Consider the following 18,224-nt stretch of genomic DNA (forward strand, 5'->3'; position numbering starts at 1 on the left):
CTCTGCCGTGGGGTTGCGGGGTCAGCCCAGCAGGCCGCCCACCAGGCCGGGCTGGCCGGAGGAGGAGCTGCCGCCGCCGGAGCCGCCGCTGCCGCCCGTCGACGTGCCGCCGCCGGTGGAGGTGCCGCCCGCGCTGGTCGGGCCGGCGCTGGTGCTGGGGGCGCCGCCGGTCGGGGAGGACTGGCGGGGCGGGACCTGGCCCGTGGTGCCCTGGGTCTGAGTCGGGGTGGTGGTGGTGCCGGCGCTGCGGCTCGCGCTCGGGGTGGCCGCGCCGGACGGTCCGGTGGTGGCGCCGCCGCTGGGCGAGGTGGAGGCCGACGGCGTCCGGTGCTGCCGCTTGCCGGGCTCCTCGGGGAGCGGGGAGCCGGGGAGGTTGTTGCGGGGCGCCTCGCCGGGGCCGGGGACGACGACGCGGCTGGAGTCGCGTACGGCGCCGCCGAGCAGCGAGCCGACGAACAGGGTGAGGCCGACGGTGACCGCCGTGATCAGGGCGCCGCGGCGCAGCACGTAGCGGCGCAGTTCCCAGATGTCGGAGCGGGGGCCGAGCCGGCGCCAGGCGCCGCCGGCGAGGCGGCCGTCGATGGAGTAGACGGGGGCGCCGGCGATGATCAGCGGGGACCAGGCGGCGAGGTAGATGATGTCGGGCGCGTCGTAGGCGGGGACGGTCTTCCAGCTGACCGTGACGATGAGCGCGGCGGAGAGCAGGGCGCCGATGACGGCGGCGACGCGCTGCCAGCAGCCGAGGATGGTGAGGACGCCGACGACGACCTGGAGGAAGGCGATGACCAGGCCGGAGCCGACGGGGTGGTGCAGCGCGAACTGGCGCAGGGGCTCGGCGACTTCCCAGGGGTGCAGGGTGTTGAGCCACTTGACCATGGAGCCGCGCTTGCCGCCGTCGAAGTAGACGGGGTCGCAGAGCTTGCCCATGCCGGCGTAGATGGAGATGAAGCCGAGGAAGATGCGCAGGGGCAGCAGGACGACGCCGAGGTTCATGCGGCGACCGGGGTAGTAGGCGTGCCGGGCGGGGTCGTCGCCGTGCCGCTTGGCGGTGCGTTCGCCCGCGGGGTCGGGCTCGTCCTCGTAGCCCTCCTCGTAGTCGCCCTCGTAGGCGTCGCGGTACTCGTCGTAGCGGTCGTCGTAGCCGTCGTAGTCGTCCCGGTCGGCGAAGTCGTCGTCCGTGCGGGCCGGTTCGCCGTACGCGCCGCCGGGCGGGCGGACGTGGGGCAGGAGCCGGGTGCCGTCGTCGGGGGAGGTGCGCTGGTGGCCGACGAGGGGGGTTTCGACGGTCTGGTCGAGGCTGTCGTACGTGTCGGCGTATCCGGTGCCGACGCGGGGGATGACCTGGGTGGCTCCGGCCTCGGGGACGGGTTCCTCGGCGTGCCGGACGCTGTTGCCCCGCACGGCCTGGAGGAGGCGGTGGGCGCCGGTGTCGTCGGGGGCGGACCTGCCGCTCCACACGACGGGGCGGCGGCGGCCGGTGGCGCCGGCCCGGGCCGCCGTGCCCGCGACGGGGACGCGGGTGGTGTCCTGGGTGGCGCTCAGATGCCGGGCGATCCGCGGTGATCGGGTGCGTTTCGCCGACGCGCCCAGCTGTACGCGGAAGCTGGCGTGATTGACGATGACCTGCGCCGGATCGCTCGGCACCTTCACCATGCTCAGCGCGGGAGCGTCGTCGTAGCCCGACGAGCGGTCCCCCGTGGGTGTGCGGGGTGTTCTGGTGTCCACACCCCACTAACCGAGTGACGTGGTGTTAGGACACTGCCTCGACCGGGCGGATGTGTCCGGACCGCGTCAAAGCCGCCCCGAACGGCACATGGACGCCGGAATTACCCCGCACGGGTGAACTTCTGGACGGGTGTTCAGCTCCGCCTGCGTGCCGCCTCGTAGAGCACGATCCCGGCCGCCACACCGGCGTTGAGGGACTCGGCGCCGCCCGGCATCGGGATGCGCACGCGCAGGTCGCAGGTCTCGCCCACCAGGCGGGACAGACCCTTGCCCTCGCTGCCGACGACGATGACGACGGGGCCGCCCAGGGCTTCCAGGTCGCCGAGTTCGGCCTCGCCGTCCGCCGCGAGGCCGACGACCGTGATGCCGGCCTTCTTGTACGCCTCCAGGGCGCGCGTGAGGTTGGTGGCGCGGGCGACCGGGGTGCGGGCGGCGGTGCCGGCGGAGGTCTTCCAGGCGCCGGCGGTCATGCCGGCCGAGCGGCGCTCGGGCACGACGACGCCGTGGCCGCCGAAGGCGGAGACGGAGCGGACGACGGCGCCGAGGTTGCGCGGGTCGGTGACGCCGTCGAGGGCGACGATGAGCGGGTCGGCGCCCTCGTCGTAGGCGGCGTCGGTGAGGTCCTCGGGGTGCGCGTACTCGTACGGCGGGACCTGCAGGACGAGGCCCTGGTGGTTGAGGCCGTTGGTCATGCGGTCCAGCTCGGGGCGCGGGGCCTCCATGAGGTTGATGCCGCCGCGCTCGGCGGCGAGCTGGAGGGCCTCGCGGACGCGCTCGTCGTTGTCGATGAACTGCTGGACGTAGAGGGTGTTCGCGGGGACGCCCTCGCGCAGTGCCTCGACGACCGGGTTGCGGCCGACGACCAGCTCGGAGGACGACTTGCCGCCGCCCCGGCGCTGCTGCGGGCGGCCGCCCTGGGCGCGGCGGGCCTTGGCCGCGGCGGCGCGCTGCTTGGCGTGGCCCTTGCGCATCTCGGCGGGCGGGGTGGGGCCCTTGCCCTCCAGGCCCCGGCGCCGCTTGCCGCCGCTGCCGACCTGCGCGCCCTTCTTGCCGGACATGCGGCGGTTGTTCGCGGCCATGACCTACCTGTTCTCTACGAAAAAGTGTGCGTACGTCTTATGCAGTGTGCCGCCCGGAGGCCCGGGCGGCACAATCGATCAAGGGCCGGGGTCTAGGAGCGCGGCCCGAGGCTCCAGCGCGGGCCCTGGGGGCTGTCCTCGATGACGAGGCCGGACTGGTTGAGCTGGTCCCGGATGGCGTCGGCGGTGGCCCAGTCCTTGCGGGCGCGGGCGGACTCGCGCTGGTCGAGGACGAGGCGTACGAGGCTGTCGACGACGCCGTGCAGGTCTTCGCCCCGGTCGGTCTCACCGGCCCAGTTCGGGTCGAGCGGGTCGAGGCCGAGGATGCCGAGCATGGCCCGTACCTCGGCGAGGCGGGCCACGGCGGCTTCCTTGTCGTCGGCGGCGAGGGCGCTGTTGCCCTGCCGGACGGTGGTGTGCACGACGGCGAGGGCCTGCGGGACCCCCAGGTCGTCGTCCATCGCCTCGGCGAAGGCGGGCGGGACCTCGGGGGCCGGTTCGACCACTCCCCCGGCCTTCTCCACGACGCGCTGCACGAAGCCCTCGATGCGGGCGAACGCGGACTCGGCCTCGCGCAGCGCCTCCTCGCTGTACTCGATCATCGAGCGGTAGTGCGGGGTGCCGAGGTAGTAGCGCAGGACGATGGGCCGCCACTGCTTGACCATCTCGGAGACCAGGACGCTGTTGCCGAGCGACTTGGACATCTTGTCGCCGGCCATGGTGACCCAGGCGTTGTGCACCCAGTACCGCGCGAAGTCGTCGCCGTAGGCCTTGGCCTGGGCGATCTCGTTCTCGTGGTGCGGGAAGATCAGGTCGAGGCCGCCGCCGTGGATGTCGAAGGCGGAGCCGAGGTACTTGTGCGCCATGGCGGAGCACTCGAGGTGCCAGCCGGGGCGGCCGGGGCCCCAGGGGGTGGGCCAGGTCGGCTCGCCGGGCTTGGCCGCCTTCCACATGGCGAAGTCCCGCGGGTCCCGCTTGCCGGTCTCGCCCTCGCCGGACGGCTGGAGCAGGTTGTCCAGCTCCTGCCGGGACAGCTCGAGGTAGCCGGGGAAGGAGCGGACGTCGAAGTAGACGTTGCCGTCGGCCTCGTAGGCATGGCCGCGCTCGATGAGGCGCTGCATCATCTCGACCATCTCGGTGATGTGGCCGGTGGCGCGGGGCTCGTAGGTCGGCGGCAGGCAGCCGAGGGCGTTGTAGCCGTCGTTGAAGGCGCGCTCGTTCTCGTACCCGATCGACCACCAGGGCCGGTTCTGCTCGTGGGCCTTGGTGATGATCTTGTCGTCGATGTCGGTGACGTTGCGGATGAACGTCACGTCGTAGCCGCGGTGGGTGAACCAGCGGCGCATGATGTCGAAGTTCAGATACGAGCGGACGTGCCCGATGTGCGGTGCCGCCTGCACGGTGGCGCCACACAGGTAGATCGAGACGCAGCCCGGCTTGAGCGGGGTGAAGTCACGGATCTGCCGGGCGCTGGTGTCGTACAGGCGAATAGTCACCACTCCAGAGTAGTGGGCGCCAGGCAGTGCCCGGCGCCTTCCCGCGCGGAACCGGTCCTTCTGTCCGCGGACCGGGTCCTAGATGCTTCCGGTGACCTTCTGCGGCCGGATCCGTACGACGACCCGCTGGGCGTCCTGCGCGGAGGCGGGGTTGAACTCGGCGTACTTCTTGCCGGTGTACTTCAGGCTGAGTTCGTCGATGAGTTCGGGGCCGCCGTCGGTGGTCATCTCGGCGGTGCCGCGGATCTCGGCGTACTCGTAGGGGGAGTCGGGGTCCTGGACGACGACGCTGACCCGGGCGTCGCGGTCGAGGTTCTTCGTCTTGCGGCGGTCGACCGTGGTGGAGACGAGGATGTCGTCGCCGTCGCGTTTCACCCAGACCGGGGAAAGCTGCGGGCCGCCGTCGGGCTGGAGGGTCCCGAGGACGATGAACACCTTGCTGTCGAGCAGGGACTTGAGCCGGTCGGACAAGGTGGCGGGCATGGGGGTACCTCCTCGGTCGGCGGTGGCTGATGCGGGTACCCTCGCACGCCGTCAGCTCACCCGCACCACGAGTGCCGTGGCCACGGCCATGAGTCCTTCGCCGCGGCCGGGGAAGCCGAGCCCGTCGGTGGTGGCGCCGGAGACGGACACGGGGGCGCCGGCCGCCCCGGAGAGGATCTTCTGGGCCTCGTCGCGGCGCTTGCCGATCTTCGGGCGGGGGCCGACGACCTGGACGGCGATGTTGCCGATGGTGAAGCCGGCCTCGCGCACGATCCGGGCGGCCTCGGTCAGCAGGGTCACCCCTGAGGCGCCGGACCATTCGGGGCGGGAGGTGCCGAAGTGCTGGCCGAGGTCGCCGAGGCCGGCGGCGGAGAACAGGGCGTTGCAGGCGGCGTGGGCGACGACGTCGGCGTCGGAGTGCCCGGCCAGGCCCGGTCCCTCGCCCTCCCACTTCAGGCCGGCGCACCACAGGTCGCGGCCCTCCTCGAAGGCGTGGATGTCGGTGCCGATGCCGACCTGGGGGAGCACGAGGGGTGCCTCAGAAGCCATCGTTGAGCCTCCTGCGGGCGAGGACCGCCTCGGCGAGGACGAGGTCGAGGGGGCGGGTGACCTTGAAGGCCTCCTCGTGGCCGGGTACGGCGACGACGGTGAGGCCGAGCTGCTCGACCATGCCGGCGTCGTCGGTGACGTTCCCGGTCACGCTCTCGTGGGCGCGGACCAGGGTCGCCCGGTCGAAGCCCTGGGGGGTCTGGACGGCGCGCAGCCGGGACCGCTCGGGGGTCGCGAGGACGGGCTCGGGGTCGCCGGGGGTGGCGGCGGGCTCGACCTCCTTGACGGTGTCGGCGAGCGGCAGGGCCGGGACGACGGCGGGGGCGCCGTCGCGTACGGCCTCGATGACCGCGTCGACGGTGTCGACCGGGACGAGGGGGCGGGCCGCGTCGTGCACGAGGACGATGCCGTACTCGGGCGGCAGCGCGTCGAGGCCGAGCCGGACGGACTCCTGGCGGCTGTCCCCGCCGGGGACGACGAGGAAGTCGGTGCGCTCGGGCAGGGCGTGCGCATCGAGCAGCGACTTGGCCTCGGCGGCGCCGTCGGGCGGGGCCACGACGACGACCAGGGAGACGTGGCGGGAGGCGGCGAGGGCGCGGACCGCGTGGATCAGCATCGGCGTGCCGTTCAGCGCGCGCAGCGCTTTGGGGGCGCCCGGACCGAGGCGTACGCCCCTGCCGGCGGCGGGAATCACGGCGGCGACGGGGATCTGCGCAGGTGCGGGGCGCGAATCGTCAGACATCGGTTCCTGTCAGGTTTGTGTGCTCGACCTACGTGGGTATGGCCTGGAGGAGTGCCGGGCGCGACGCCTTGACCGGACCCTTCCGTGACCCTGGTCGAGCCATCTGCCCGGGCCCGGCACATCAAGTATCGGGGGGCTTCTCCCGAGGTGAACGGCAGGCGTTACGGCGAGCGCGACGGCCGGATCTTTTCCGGGACGAACCGGATCTTTTCCGGGGACGAACATGCCGCAGCGCCCGGCGACAGGATCAGTGTCATCGGGCACCGCGGCATGATCAGTGTGCTGAGGGCAGCGGGTGCCGCCTGCTGCGCGTCAGGACGCGAGCACCTCGTCGAGCAGGGCCTCGGCCTTGTCCTCGTTCGTGTTCTCCGCGAGGGCGAGCTCGCTCACCAGGATCTGGCGGGCCTTGGCGAGCATGCGCTTCTCACCGGCGGACAGTCCGCGCTCGCGCTCGCGACGCCACAGGTCACGCACGACTTCCGCGACCTTGATGACATCGCCGGAGGCGAGCTTCTCCAGGTTTGCCTTGTAGCGACGGGACCAGTTCGTGGGCTCCTCGGCATACGGAGCCCGCAGCACCTCGAAGACCCGGTCGAGCCCGTCCTGACCGACCACATCACGCACGCCGACGAACTCCGCATTGTCCGCTGGCACACGTACCGTCAGGTCACCCTGGGCGACCTTCAGCACCAAGTAGGTCTTGTCCACGCCTTTGATCTGGCGAGTTTCGATGGCCTCGATCAGCGCGGCCCCGTGATGGGGATAGACCACGGTGTCGCCAACCTTGAACGTCATGTGACAGGTACCCCTTCCGTGGCTATCCAGGGTAACACGGAAACCGCGGGTTCTGAATGGCGTTTTCGCAGGTCAGGGCATATCTCGGGGCTTGACAACAGCGACAGGAACGTGCTTCGAGGGGCCTGCGGAACCAGGTATTCGCAGGTGGGAGGGGCTCTCCGGGCGGGGCGAAACGCGCACGTTACACGCTCCCGGAGGCGCTTCCAAGCGGATGAACATCCCGGTTTGTCCGGTTCCAAGCGTGCGACTTCCGCTACTCCGTTCGGTGGCCGGGGCCCGGTACGAGACGTTTCCGGAATTGATCAACAGGGTCCGGGCGGGGCTGCCGGTGATCAATATCCGGGGCGTCCGCGCATTCCTTCACCGAAATTTCGCGCAGGGCGCCGGGAGGGGTTCGCGCCGCGTTATGTGAATGACGGACGAGCGCCCCGGGCAATGTGACCGGGGCGTCACCTGTGACGGACGGGGTACCTCCAGGCGGACGGATGCCGGGGGCTGGGGGGAGGGTCGGGTGCGGCCGCCCGGGAACGGCTCGGTAGCCTAGGGCCCGCTGACAGACACTGAGGGTGGCTTTATAAGGGAGCCGCCCCTTGCGTTCAAGGAGTTGCCGCCGCCGTGAGCAGCAGCCTTCGACGCGGCGCCCTCGCCGCCTCCGCCATCGTCGTCTCGATCGCCTCGCTCGCCGCCTGCGGCGCCGGCAGCGACTCGCAGACCCTCGAGGTCAAGCCGGACAACGCAGCCACCAGCGTCGGGAACATCAAGATCCAGAACGCTCTGATCATCACCCAGCCCGACCAGAAGTCGACCGGCCCGGCCGTGGTCGCCGCGACCCTGTTCAACGGGGGCAGCACGCCGCAGACCCTGCAGTCGATCACCGTCCCGGGCACCGGCAAGACCGCCCAGCTCAAGCCCGCCAAGGGGCAGAGCCTGACCGTGCCGGCGCACGGCTCGCTGATCCTCGGCGGCAAGGACAACGCCTCCGCCCTGCTGCCGAACGGCCGTGAGGCCATCCAGGACGGCAACGCGCAGAAGGTCACCTTCACCTTCAGCGACGCCGGCCCGGTGAGCCTGCGCGCCTTCGTCGTCCCGGCGACCAGCTACTTCAGCGGCTGGGGCCCGAGCGAGATCCCGTCCGCCCCGGCGTCCCCGGCCGCGTCGGCCTCCGGCGCCCCGGGCTCCGGCAACAGCAAGCCGGGCAAGGGCAAGTCCTCCCCGTCGGCCGGCGCCTCCAAGACGGCCGGGGGCACGGCGGCCACCGGCGCGACCCCGAGCGACTCGGCGTCGCAGTCGGCGGCGGGCCGCTGAGCGGTCGTATCCGCCGTCCGCACGGACGCACCGGGGCGGCACCCCTCGTACGGGGTGCCGCCCTTCGTCGTCGGTGGTGCGGGTGTACGGCCTACGGCTCGAACTTGTACCCCAGGCCCCGGACCGTCACCAGGTACCGGGGGGCGCCCGGGTCGGGCTCGATCTTGGCGCGGAGGCGCTTGACGTGAACATCGAGAGTCTTGGTGTCGCCGACGTAGTCGGCGCCCCAGACGCGGTCGATGAGCTGCATGCGGGTGAGGACGCGGCCGGCGTTGCGCAGCAGCATCTCCAGCAGGTCGAACTCCTTGAGGGGGAGGTCGACCTTGGAGCCCGAGACGGTGACGACGTGCCGGTCGACGTCCATGCGGACCGGGCCGGCTTCGAGGGCGGCCGGGGTGACCTCCTCCGGCTCGCCGCGCCGGCGCAGCACCGCGCGGATGCGGGCGACCAGCTCGCGCGAGGAGAAGGGCTTGGTGACGTAGTCGTCGGCCCCTATCTCCAGGCCGACGACCTTGTCGATCTCGCTGTCCTTGGCGGTCACCATGATCACGGGGACGTTGGATCGGCCGCGCAGCTGGCGGCACACCTCCGTGCCGGGCAGGCCCGGCAGCATCAGGTCGAGGAGGACGAGGTCGGCGCCGTTGCGCTCGAACTCGTCGAGTCCGTCGGGGCCGGTGGCCGCGACGGCGACCTCGAAGCCCTCCTTGCGGAGCATGTAGGACAGGGCGTCGGAGAAGGACTCCTCGTCCTCGACGACGAGCACTCGGGTCACGGAAGGACCTCCGGGGCGGGAAGCGGTTCGTACGGTGATGACTCGGTGGTGCCGGCCTCGTCGTCGAGGTCCGGGTGCTGCTGTGCGCGGTCGCGGGCCGCGCCCGCCTCCGGCAGCCTCAGGGTGAAGGTGGAGCCCTGGCCCTCGGCGCTCCAGACCGTGACCTCCCCGCCGTGCGAGGCGACCACGTGCTTGACGATCGCCAGGCCCAGCCCGGTCCCGCCCGTGGCCCGGGAGCGGGCCGGGTCGACGCGGTAGAAGCGCTCGAAGATGCGCTCCTTGTCCTTGTCGGAGATGCCGATGCCCTGGTCCGTGACGGCCAGCTCGATCAGGTCGCCGCCGGGTGCGGCGACCCGGCGGGCGGCGATGCCGACGCGGGTGCGGGCCGGGGAGTAGTTCACGGCGTTCTCGACCAGGTTGCCGAGGGCGGCGGCGAGCTGGCCGCGGTTGCCCCAGACGTGCAGGTCGGCGGTGCCTCCGGCGGCCATGGTGATCTGCTTCTGGCCCGCCTGGTGGCGGCAGCGGTCGATGGCCTCGGCGACGAGCTCGTCCACGCGGACGGGTTCGGCGTCCTCCAGCGGGTCGTCGTTCTGCACCCGGGAGAGGTCGATGAGCTCCTGGACCAGGTTGGTGAGCCGGGTCGCCTCGATCTGCATGCGGCCGGCGAAGCGCTGTACGGCCTCGGGGTCGTCGGAGGCGTCCATGACGGCCTCGGAGAGCAGCGAGAGCGCGCCGACGGGCGTCTTCAGCTCATGGCTGACGTTGGCCACGAAGTCGCGCCGCACGGCCTCGATCCGGCGGGCCTCGGTGAGGTCCTCGACGAGGAGCAGCACCAGCCGGGAGCCGAGCGGGGCCACGCGCGCGGAGACGGCGAGGGCCTCGCCGCGTCCGGTGCCGCGCCGGGGCAGGTCCAGCTCGACCTGCCGTATCTCGCCGTCGCGCCGGGTGTCCCTGGTCATCTGGAGCATGGGCTCCACGGAGAGCTTGCCGCCGCGGACCAGCCCGAGGGCGTAGGCGGCGGAGCTGGCCTTGACGACGGCGTCGTCCTCGTCCAGGACCACGGCCGAGGAGCGGAGCACCGACAGGACGGTGTCCACGCCGGGCGGCAGTACGGGATCGGTGTGCAGAGAGGTCCTGGTGGGTCGCTTCTGGTCGCGCTCGCTCCAGCGGAACGCCAGCATGGCGATGACACCGGTGAGCACCCCGGCGATCGCTGCCGCTGCGGCGACCGCCGCGTTCACGTCCATGCCTCCAGGTTAGGCACGGGGTACGACATGGCCACAGCCGTCGACGTGCGACCTCGAACACTCGTCGCCCAGAGTTCACCTTGGAGCCAGTACTGGTTCATTTGGGGTGGCGGAAACGGACGCGTAGAGGGCGGAACGTGGGAGCGTAGGGTTCGCACCGCTGGTTTCGCCACGGGGCGCACGCGCTGTGTGACGGCCCCCGGAACCGCCGAAGCAGACGTAGGAGAGGGAACCCTGATGCGGGACGCGTACCACGAGGAACTGGACTCGATCGGCGACGGTCTGGTGGAGATGGCCCGGCTGGTCGGGTCGGCGATCGGGCGCGCCACGACCGCCATCCTCGACGCCGACCTGAAGCTGGCGGAGAGCGTGATCGAGGCGGACCAGAAGGTCGACGAGCTCCAGCACGACCTGGAGGCCCGTGCCATAGCCCTGCTGGCCCGGCAGCAGCCGGTGGCGACGGACCTGCGCATCGTCGTGACGTCGCTGCGGATGTCGGCCGACCTGGAGCGCTCGGGCGACCTGGCCCAGCACGTGGCCAAGCTGGCCCGGCTGCGCTTCCCCGAGCGCGCGGTCCCCAACGACCTGCACGCCACCATCCTGGAGATGGGCCAGCTCGCGCAGCGCCTGATGGCGAAGGCCGCCGAGGTGATCATCACCAAGGACGTCGACCTCGCCCTGCAGCTCGAGCAGGACGACGACGAGATGGACCTGCTGCACCGCACCCTGTTCCAGCACCTGATCGACGAGCGCTGGAAGCACGGCATCGAGACGGCCGTCGACGTCACCCTGCTGGGCCGCTACTACGAGCGCTACGCCGACCATGCGGTGGCCGTCGCGAAGCGGGTGGTGTACCTGGTGACGGGTGAGCACGCCGATGAGCTGCAGCAGGACATCAAGCCGGTGACGGGGGCGGAGGGGGCGTAACCTCCGGGGGCTCGCGGCCGGGCTCCGGGGCGTGTGAGCGCATCCGTGCGCCGTTGATGCGCCCAGGGAAACGGGCATGCAATGGGCGAGGGCACCCAGCCCCCGTGTCGAGGAGGGACCCATGGCCGAATCCCCCAGCACCACGCCCGACCCCACCCAGGAGCGCGAGACCGACGCCCCCGCCGAGATCCGCAGCCTGCCACTGGTGGGCGCGTGCGGTTGCGGCTCGGGCTGCGGCTGCGGCTGCCAGTCGGGCGCTCCCTGCCAGTGCGGCTGACGGCGCACGACCTGCGAGGGGCTCCGGCACGGCCGGGGCCCCTCGGCGCGGTACCTCACCGGGGCTCGGTCGGGCGGACGTTACTAGGGCTCGCGCTCGCTCGCCGCTGACCCTCCGCCGGCTCCCCGGTCAGGAGACGTGGAACTCCTGGGTGCTGCCGTCCTTGGCCTTCGGGACGTACAGGGGCTTCCAGTCCCAGGCGGTGCCGGGGTGGACCCAGTGGAACTCGACCGAGCCGTTGGTCCGCCACCAGTAGTCCGCGGCCAGGGTGCACCGGTGCGGGCCGGCCTCCCAGAACCGGGAGCCGCCCCAGTCGCCGTGGTCGTTGTAGCCGACGAAGTAGAAGGTCACGGACGCGTTGTTGTCGTTGCAGATGCTGATCTGCACGTTGGCCGTCGCGGCACTGGCGGTGCCGGGCATCGCGAGGCCGCCGAAGAGGGCGCTGACGCAGAGCGCGGCGATGGTGAGCTTCCGCTCGAGGTTGCGCATGGGGGGTGTCCTTCCGTTGCCGGGGAGGAAGAGGAGAGGTTCAGGGCAGGAGGCGGCGGCTCCTCAGCCAGGTGCGCGCCACCTCGGCCGGGGGCTCGCCGTGCGCGACGGAGGCGGCCAGCGTCGCCAACTGGGCCGTGGTGAGCGCCGAGTTGACCTTGGCCAGGGCCTTTCTGGCCGGGACGTCCGCGTAGGGCGCCTGGACGAGCGGGAAGACGTGTTCGGGGGCCGCGACACCCTTCGGGTCGGTCAGGACGGTGAGATGCCCTCGGACCAGTGCGGGGTCGGAGCTGCGCAGCACCTGCAGGTCGGCCTTCGGCGAGGCACCGACGGGGGTGACCGTGACGCCGTAGGCCTTCTTCAGGGACGCGGCGGACGGCGCGCCGGGTGCGGTGGCCGCGGAGCCGCCCAGGGTGAAGGTGCGGCCGGCACCGGCGAGGTCGGTCAGGCTGCGCAGGCCGTGGCGGCGAGCCGTGGCGGGGCCGACCGCCAGGACGAGGCCGCGTTGGGCGGCGGCCGCGGGCAGCGCGACGACCCCGGGCGGCAGGGCCATGCTCAGCGTGGCCGCCATGTTGCCCGGCATGGTCTGCCCGCCCGGCAGCGCCCGCAGCATGCTGCTCTCGTACGCCGGCGCCAGGCTCAGCTTCCCCGCCACGACCGCCCGGGTGGTGTCGGCGGGGGTGGCGTACCCGGTGGTCACCAACCGCACCTCGGTCCCGGCCTCGGTGAGGAGGGCACCGTAGAGCGCGGCCACGACCCGGCTCTCGGCCGAGGCGTCGGCGCCGATCACCGTCGGGCCCTGCGGGCGGTCCGCGTGGGCGTCGGTCGTGGCCCTGCCGCCGGTACCGGCCCCGCAGCCGGTGAGCAGGAGCAGCGCGCCGAGGACGGCAGCGGCGACGCGCGGCCCGTGGATACGTGGGTTCACTTCGGACCCTTCGCACAGGGCGGGCGGCGCGGCCGGCCGAAGAAGCGGGCCGGGCCGCCCGCGGTGGGGGAACGGGTCAGCAGTGCGCGGCGCGTTCGGCCGCGGTCATCTTCGCGTCCTTGAGGTTCACGTAGCCGTTCTTCGGGTTGTCGCCGTTGTACCCGGACGACTGGTAGTCGTAGATGTACCAGATGTAGTGGCCGTAGTACCGGCTGCCGAAGTGGATCTCGTACCAGCCCTTGGCCTGCTGCTTGGACGTGCCCCGCTCGATCCAGCCCTTCGAGCCGGCCGGGACGTTGACCGTGTTGCTCTCGGTGTCGGTGTGCGAGACCGTCCAGTCGTGCCGGTAGCTGACCTCGACCGACGCCTCGTACACCTCCCAGAACTTGACGCCCGCGCTGATCGCGACCCCGACGGAGTTGGTGGCGCCGGTGGTGTCGGCCCAGTCGATGCGGTGCGGGTTGGTCTGGCTGCCGCAGTTGTAGGCGGTGCTGCCGACCTGGTGCCTGGGGCCGGTGTACTCCCAGTAGCTCTGCGGGTGGAACTCGCAGAGGTCGGCCCAACTGCAGGCGTCGAGCAGTTCCTTGGTGGTGGGCGTGCTCTCGGCGAACGCCGTCTGGGGGGCTGCCAGCAGGGATGCGCCCAGGGTGAGGGCGGCGACAGCGCCGGCTGTCCGGGAGAGGCGCTTGACTGAGCCGTTCTTGCGGCGCGCGAATTCCATTGATGTCTCCACTGGGGGATGGAGGCCGGCGGACGTCCCGTCGACCGCGCCACATATTGGAGGCGGAAAGCAGAGAGGGTCAATACGAAATGAAAGGTTCCTTCGAAATTGAATGGGGGTCAATATCGAGAGGCCTTTTCCAGGCATGCCGAAGTGCGCCGCCCGGCGTTTCCGGCCAACCGTGCCGGAATTCGGGCGACGCTGCGCATAAAAGACGGATCTGCACGTGACGACGGCGGTTCGGCCGGCCCTCAGGGGTGGGAGGGCCGGCCCCGGCCGTGCGGCGCCGCGCCATACCGGGGGGATGGATGGGCGGTGCGGCGGACCGCTCACACCCCACTGTGGGCGGCGGTGAGTTGTTGAGCGATGCAGCTCAGAGAGGGAAACAATCCTGGGGCGGGGCTACCGGCCGGTACAGGAGGGGTCCTGGGGTACGGCTGCGGGTGCCCGGGCGGCGGTCCGGTCACCGGGCGGACGGAGCACGGGGGCGGGAGGCGGGGCACCGGTAGAAGCTTCCGGGAGAAGGGCATCGGCGGCGAGGGGCGGCGGTCCGGTTGCGCCGGGGGCGCGGCTCGGCTCATTTCTACGCGTGTTGCTCTGCGGGGTTTTTCCGAACCGGTCCGGCTGCGAATGTCTCCGTACGCGTGCGGGCCCTCGAGGAGGAGCCGGTGGCGGTGTTTTCAGCCTCTCCTGGAATCCTTCGCCGAATTACTCGGCGTTTGTCGGGCGCGGTCGCAGACATGCTGATACGGCACGCCGGGGAGGTACGAGCGCCAGTCGGCCGCGGTGAGCGTCGCCGCCGCCCGCGCGCACAGCCGGGCGATGACGCGTCCGGGCTCGATCGGGTACCGCTGCACGAGGGCGTGGCCGCCACTGACGTACACGGAGGCGCTGTCCGGGCCGAAGGCGATCGAACGGATGGAGTCCCCGGCGGTGTGCAGCACCGCGAGGGGCCGGCGGACGGCCGTGTCCCAGAGCCGCAGGGCGCCCGAGCCGTAACCCGCCGCGAGGACACGGCCGTCGGGGCTGAAGGAGAGTGCGGTGACACGGGCACAGGGCGCGCAGTCCGGTGGGCCGGGCGGGGCCGGGACGACGGCGGACCGGTGCCAGTCCGTGGGGCCGGCCGTGGCGCGTTCCCAGACGGTGACGGTGCCGTACGGCCCGCCGAGCGCCAGGTGCGTACCGTCTGCGGCGAGCGCCAGGACGCCGGAGGCGTCGCGGTGGTGCGCCTCGGCGGGTACGGCGGTGTCCAGACCGTACGGGAGGTCCGGCGCCCGGCCGGTGAAGCCGGAGGCGAGGACCTCTTCGCGGGCCGTGGCCAGGGCGTGCGGGTCGGTCGTGCCGGTGCGGCGGCCGGTGTCCCACACCTGTCCGGTGGGCGCTCCGGAGGATGCCGTGCCCGACACGAGCAGCCTGCGGCCGCCGGCACCGAGGGCGATCGCGCGCGGCGTGGGGGTGCCCGGGCCGGTGATGTCGAGCAGGGCTCGGCGACGGTGGCCCGGCACGTCCCAGACGGCTATCCGGGTGCCGGTGGGGTCGTGGGGGCGGGGCGTGGGGGTGTCCGCCCGCGGGGCCGTGCGCGGGGCGGTGCCGTAAGCGAAGGACCGGCCGTCGGGGCTGAACGCCATCAGGGGGCGGGTGGTGCGCGCGGCGGCCACCGCCGAAGGGTCGGGGGCGGCGGCATAGGGGCCGGGCCGGGGCGTGCCGGGTGCCGGCCGGTCGGTGACGAGGCGGCCGGTACCGGTGTCGTAGAGCTGGAAGCGGTAGCCGCCGGCGGAGCGCACGGCGCCGGCCAGCAGGCGGCCGTCGGGGCTGAGCAGGACTTCGTCGGGTGACCGGTCCCGCCAGCGGGGTGTCAGGAGGGCGGTCATGTCGAGGGTGTGGACGGTGCCGCCGCAGAGGTAGCGCAGGGCCCGGCTGCCGGGGGGCCAGGCGAGGGCGGTGGCCGGGCCGTCGGTCAGAGGGCGGCGGAAGACGGGCTCGTGCGGTGCCCCCGAGGTGCGCCAGACCGTCAGCTCCGTCCGCCCGGTGGCGGCGAGGAACCGCCCGTCCGGCGCGAACGCGAGCTGCTCGACGCCGGTGTCGGGGGCGGCGAAGGGCGTGTTCTGCCCCGCGCCGGTGTCCGGGGTGTCCGGGGCGGTGAGGTGCGTCAGTGGTCGACCCGACGCGGTGTCCCAGACCCGTGGGCCGGTGTCGGAGAGGGCGGCGAGCCGGGTGCCGTCCCGGCTGAGGGCGACGGTGCAGTGCGGTGCGCGCGAGGACTGCCATCCGCCCGGTACCGGTACCGGGCGGCCCCTGCCCGGCGGGCCGGCGTGCGTCAGCCACACGGCGAGCGACCCGTCACGGCGGCACACGGCCACCAGTCGGCCGTCCTCGCCGGCCAGGAGCCGCACGGCGTCGGCAGTGGCGGTCCCGAACAGCACCCTGCCGTCGTCGAGTGCGCGAAGCCGCAGTCGGGGCCGGGGGCCTCGGCTCCGGACGACGTAGCCACGCCCGCTGAAGCCGAGGACCCCGGCCTCGTGCGGCAGCGAACGGAGGCGACCGCCGCGGTCCCTGCCGGCGGGAAGACGCCAGAGCCGGGTGCCTTCGGGGGTGGCCGGGGCGGTGCGGCCACCCCGGGCACGGGTCGCCTCGGCAGCGTCACCCCCGGTTTCCGCGGCGCCCAGCCCCACGGTTCTGCCGTCGGAGCCGATGCCCACCGCCGGCAGGTCCGGTAACCGTCCGCCGTCCACCCGCCGGTGGGTGTCCGCGTCCCAGGCCGTCCATCGGCCCTCCCCCACCCGCAGCAGCCCGCGGCCGGACCCGGTCAGGAAGAAGCGGGTGCCGGCGGTCCGCGCGGGCACGGTGAACGTGTCCCGTTCGGGTTCCGCCAGCGCGGCGAGCAGCGCGGCGCGGCTCTCCGGGAGCGGGGCCAGGCGCCAGGCGGCGACACTGAGCAGCATGCCGGTGCGGGGGTCGGTCTGCCCGGTCCGGCCGGCGAGGTCGGCGGCCTGGCGGGCGGCGGACCAGACCTGTGCGCGGTCGACGAGGGCGTCCTGGTGCCAGGCGATCTGGCCGACCGTCAGCGCCCAGGCCACGGCGACGGCGAGGGCGACGAGCAGACCGAGCTCACGGCGCCGGGCGCGGGCGGCCGTCCAGCGCTCCATGGAGTGGTCGACGCGCGAGGCGCTGAGGAAGGCCCGCTCCTGTCCGGTGAGGTCCTGGTCCTGCCCGTCCCGGTGGAACAGCGCTCGGGCCACGGCCAGCCGGGCCCCCCGGTACAGCGTGCCGGGGTCGCGGCCGTGCTCCTGCCAGACCCGGGCGGCCTCGGTGAGGTGCCGGCGCTGCCGCATCCGCTCCCGGTTCTCCTCGATCCAGCGCTGCAGCCGGGGCCAGCCGGTGATCAGGGCGTCGTGGGCGAGCTCGACGTTCTCCTCGTCCAGGGTGACGAGCCGGGCGCGGACGAGCTGGTCGAGGACCGCAGCCACCTCGGGGTCGCGCCACTCGCGCAGGTCGGCGCGGCGGACCGGGTGACGGGTGTCCGGGGTGCCGTCGCCGGGGGCGATGAGGGCCAGCAGGAGGCGCTGGGCGCCGGCCGCCTGGGCGGGGCTGAGACGGCCGTAGACCTCTTCCGCGGCGGCGGCGATCGCTCCGTGCACGCCGCCGGTCTCCTCGTACACGGCCAGGGTCAGCACCCCGCTGCGCCGGCGCCGCCAGGTCTCGCGCAGGGCGTGCGAGAGCAGGGGCAGGGCTCCGGGCTGGTCGGCGACCTCGTCGACGAGCCGTGCGGTCAGCTCCCGCTCGACCCGCAGGCCCGCCGACGCGGCCGGCCGTACGACGGCCTCGCGCAGTTCGGCCCGGCTCATCGGGCGGACGGTCAGCGCGCTGTGCCGCAGGGCCTCGGCCAGACCGGGGTGCTCGGCGCACCGGCCGGAGAAGGTGCCGCCCATGGCGACGACCACGCGCAGGCGGCTCGCCGGATCCCGTGCGGCCAGCAGCTGGTCGACGAACCGCCAGCGGTCGGCGCGGTCCCGGCACCGGGTGAAGATCTCCTCGAACTGGTCGACCAGGACGATGTGTTCGCGTCCGTCGCCGTCCGGCCGGGGGGCGAGCAGGGGGCCGTGGGTGGCGGCCGGGCGCGGCCCCGGTGTGATCAGCCGGACCTGCGGATCATCGCCCCTGTCCGCCGCGAGTGCCTCCAGGCGGGGTATCAGACCGGCGCGCAGGAGCGAGGACTTGCCGCATCCGGAGGCGCCGAGCAGCACCGCGAACCGTTGCCGTTCCACCAACCGCAGTGCCTCATCGGCGAGTTGCTCCCGTCCGAAGAACAACTCCCGGTCCCCCGACTCGAATCGGGCGAGCCCCTGGTACGGCGACTCGCCCTCGGGCTGCGCACCGGCGGTCGTCTCCTCGGCCGCCTCCTTCAGCCGGCGCTCCCACGCGTCGGGGTCCGCTCCGCAGGCCTGGGCGTACGCCCGGACCACCGCGACCGACGGCAGGCGCTCGCCCGAGGCCGCCCGCGACAGCGCGGTCACCGAGAAGCGGGCCCGCTGCGCCATCACCCGGTACGAGGGGGAGCCGGCCTGCCTGCGCAGCGACCTTAACTCGTGCGCCAGCCGCTGCACCGGGCCGGCATCGGGGTCCAGCGGCCGCTCAGGACGCCCCACGACACCTCCCCGGACCTGCGGCGGGTGCGGGCAGGCAGGGCGG

At 72.9% G+C, this 18,224-nt stretch carries 16 protein-coding genes; 3 read left to right on the forward strand and 13 right to left on the reverse strand.

Annotation, left to right across the window (positions count from 1 at the left end; translation table 11 throughout):
* Positions 1–21: 21 nt before the first annotated feature.
* The 7 genes from ACZ404_RS25325 to ACZ404_RS25355 form a co-directional block, all read right to left on the reverse strand.
* On the reverse strand, positions 22–1,725 hold the full coding sequence (locus ACZ404_RS25325) for a DoxX family protein (RefSeq protein ID WP_468443571.1): 1,704 nt from the start codon (positions 1,723–1,725) through the stop codon (positions 22–24).
* A gap of 134 nt (positions 1,726–1,859) precedes the next feature.
* Complete coding sequence (rlmB, locus tag ACZ404_RS25330; RefSeq protein WP_468443573.1) at positions 1,860–2,804, reverse strand: 23S rRNA (guanosine(2251)-2'-O)-methyltransferase RlmB; 945 nt, start codon at positions 2,802–2,804, stop codon at positions 1,860–1,862.
* A 92-nt stretch (positions 2,805–2,896) separates the two neighbouring features.
* Positions 2,897–4,300, reverse strand: coding sequence for a cysteine--tRNA ligase (gene cysS, locus ACZ404_RS25335; RefSeq protein ID WP_468443575.1), 1,404 nt, complete (start codon positions 4,298–4,300; stop codon positions 2,897–2,899).
* A 78-nt stretch (positions 4,301–4,378) separates the two neighbouring features.
* A complete protein-coding gene (locus tag ACZ404_RS25340; RefSeq protein ID WP_468443577.1) occupies positions 4,379–4,783 on the reverse strand; it encodes a PPOX class F420-dependent oxidoreductase in 405 nt (134 codons plus the stop codon).
* A 51-nt stretch (positions 4,784–4,834) separates the two neighbouring features.
* On the reverse strand, positions 4,835–5,332 hold the full coding sequence (ispF, locus tag ACZ404_RS25345) for a 2-C-methyl-D-erythritol 2,4-cyclodiphosphate synthase (protein ID WP_468443579.1): 498 nt from the start codon (positions 5,330–5,332) through the stop codon (positions 4,835–4,837).
* Entirely contained in the window at positions 5,322–6,074 is a 753-nt protein-coding gene (gene ispD / locus ACZ404_RS25350; RefSeq protein ID WP_468443581.1) for a 2-C-methyl-D-erythritol 4-phosphate cytidylyltransferase, read from the reverse strand. The genes ispF and ispD overlap by 11 nt, the downstream gene beginning before the upstream one ends.
* Before the next feature lie 312 nt (positions 6,075–6,386).
* Positions 6,387–6,869, reverse strand: coding sequence for a CarD family transcriptional regulator (locus tag ACZ404_RS25355; protein ID WP_003953493.1), 483 nt, complete (start codon positions 6,867–6,869; stop codon positions 6,387–6,389).
* 618 nt (positions 6,870–7,487) lie between these two features.
* Here ACZ404_RS25355 and ACZ404_RS25360 point away from each other — a divergent pair.
* Positions 7,488–8,177: a copper chaperone PCu(A)C gene (locus ACZ404_RS25360; protein ID WP_468443583.1), complete on the forward strand. Its 690-nt coding sequence runs from the start codon at positions 7,488–7,490 to the stop codon at positions 8,175–8,177.
* A 91-nt stretch (positions 8,178–8,268) separates the two neighbouring features.
* Here ACZ404_RS25360 and phoP read toward each other — a convergent pair whose 3' ends face one another.
* Together phoP and phoR are read right to left on the reverse strand one after the other, a co-directional pair.
* Positions 8,269–8,940: a two-component system response regulator PhoP gene (gene phoP, locus ACZ404_RS25365; protein WP_018568744.1), complete on the reverse strand. Its 672-nt coding sequence runs from the start codon at positions 8,938–8,940 to the stop codon at positions 8,269–8,271.
* 5 nt (positions 8,941–8,945) lie between these two features.
* The gene (phoR, locus tag ACZ404_RS25370) at positions 8,946–10,196 is read right to left on the reverse strand and encodes a two-component system sensor histidine kinase PhoR (RefSeq protein WP_468443585.1); all 1,251 of its coding nucleotides are present in this window, start codon (positions 10,194–10,196) and stop codon (positions 8,946–8,948) included.
* Between the two features lie 237 nt (positions 10,197–10,433).
* Between phoR and phoU the strand changes: the two genes are divergently transcribed.
* Together phoU and ACZ404_RS25380 are read left to right on the forward strand one after the other, a co-directional pair.
* Complete coding sequence (phoU, locus tag ACZ404_RS25375) at positions 10,434–11,123, forward strand: phosphate signaling complex protein PhoU (RefSeq protein ID WP_468443587.1); 690 nt, start codon at positions 10,434–10,436, stop codon at positions 11,121–11,123.
* A gap of 121 nt (positions 11,124–11,244) precedes the next feature.
* The gene (locus tag ACZ404_RS25380) at positions 11,245–11,400 is read left to right on the forward strand and encodes a hypothetical protein (RefSeq protein ID WP_468443589.1); all 156 of its coding nucleotides are present in this window, start codon (positions 11,245–11,247) and stop codon (positions 11,398–11,400) included.
* A gap of 129 nt (positions 11,401–11,529) precedes the next feature.
* Here ACZ404_RS25380 and ACZ404_RS25385 read toward each other — a convergent pair whose 3' ends face one another.
* The 4 genes from ACZ404_RS25385 to ACZ404_RS25400 all read right to left on the reverse strand — a co-directional run bounded on the left by ACZ404_RS25385 (position 11,530) and on the right by ACZ404_RS25400 (position 18,181).
* Entirely contained in the window at positions 11,530–11,889 is a 360-nt protein-coding gene (locus ACZ404_RS25385) for a hypothetical protein (RefSeq protein WP_468443591.1), read from the reverse strand.
* Between the two features lie 40 nt (positions 11,890–11,929).
* Positions 11,930–12,814, reverse strand: coding sequence for a glycine betaine ABC transporter substrate-binding protein (locus tag ACZ404_RS25390; protein ID WP_468443593.1), 885 nt, complete (start codon positions 12,812–12,814; stop codon positions 11,930–11,932).
* A gap of 76 nt (positions 12,815–12,890) precedes the next feature.
* On the reverse strand, positions 12,891–13,535 hold the full coding sequence (locus ACZ404_RS25395) for a hypothetical protein (protein WP_468443595.1): 645 nt from the start codon (positions 13,533–13,535) through the stop codon (positions 12,891–12,893).
* A 680-nt stretch (positions 13,536–14,215) separates the two neighbouring features.
* Positions 14,216–18,181, reverse strand: a complete 3,966-nt coding sequence (locus ACZ404_RS25400) for an nSTAND1 domain-containing NTPase (protein WP_468443597.1) — start codon at positions 18,179–18,181, stop codon at positions 14,216–14,218.
* Positions 18,182–18,224 lie beyond the last annotated feature (43 nt).

The organism is Streptomyces sp. NPDC030798, assembly GCF_055572275.1.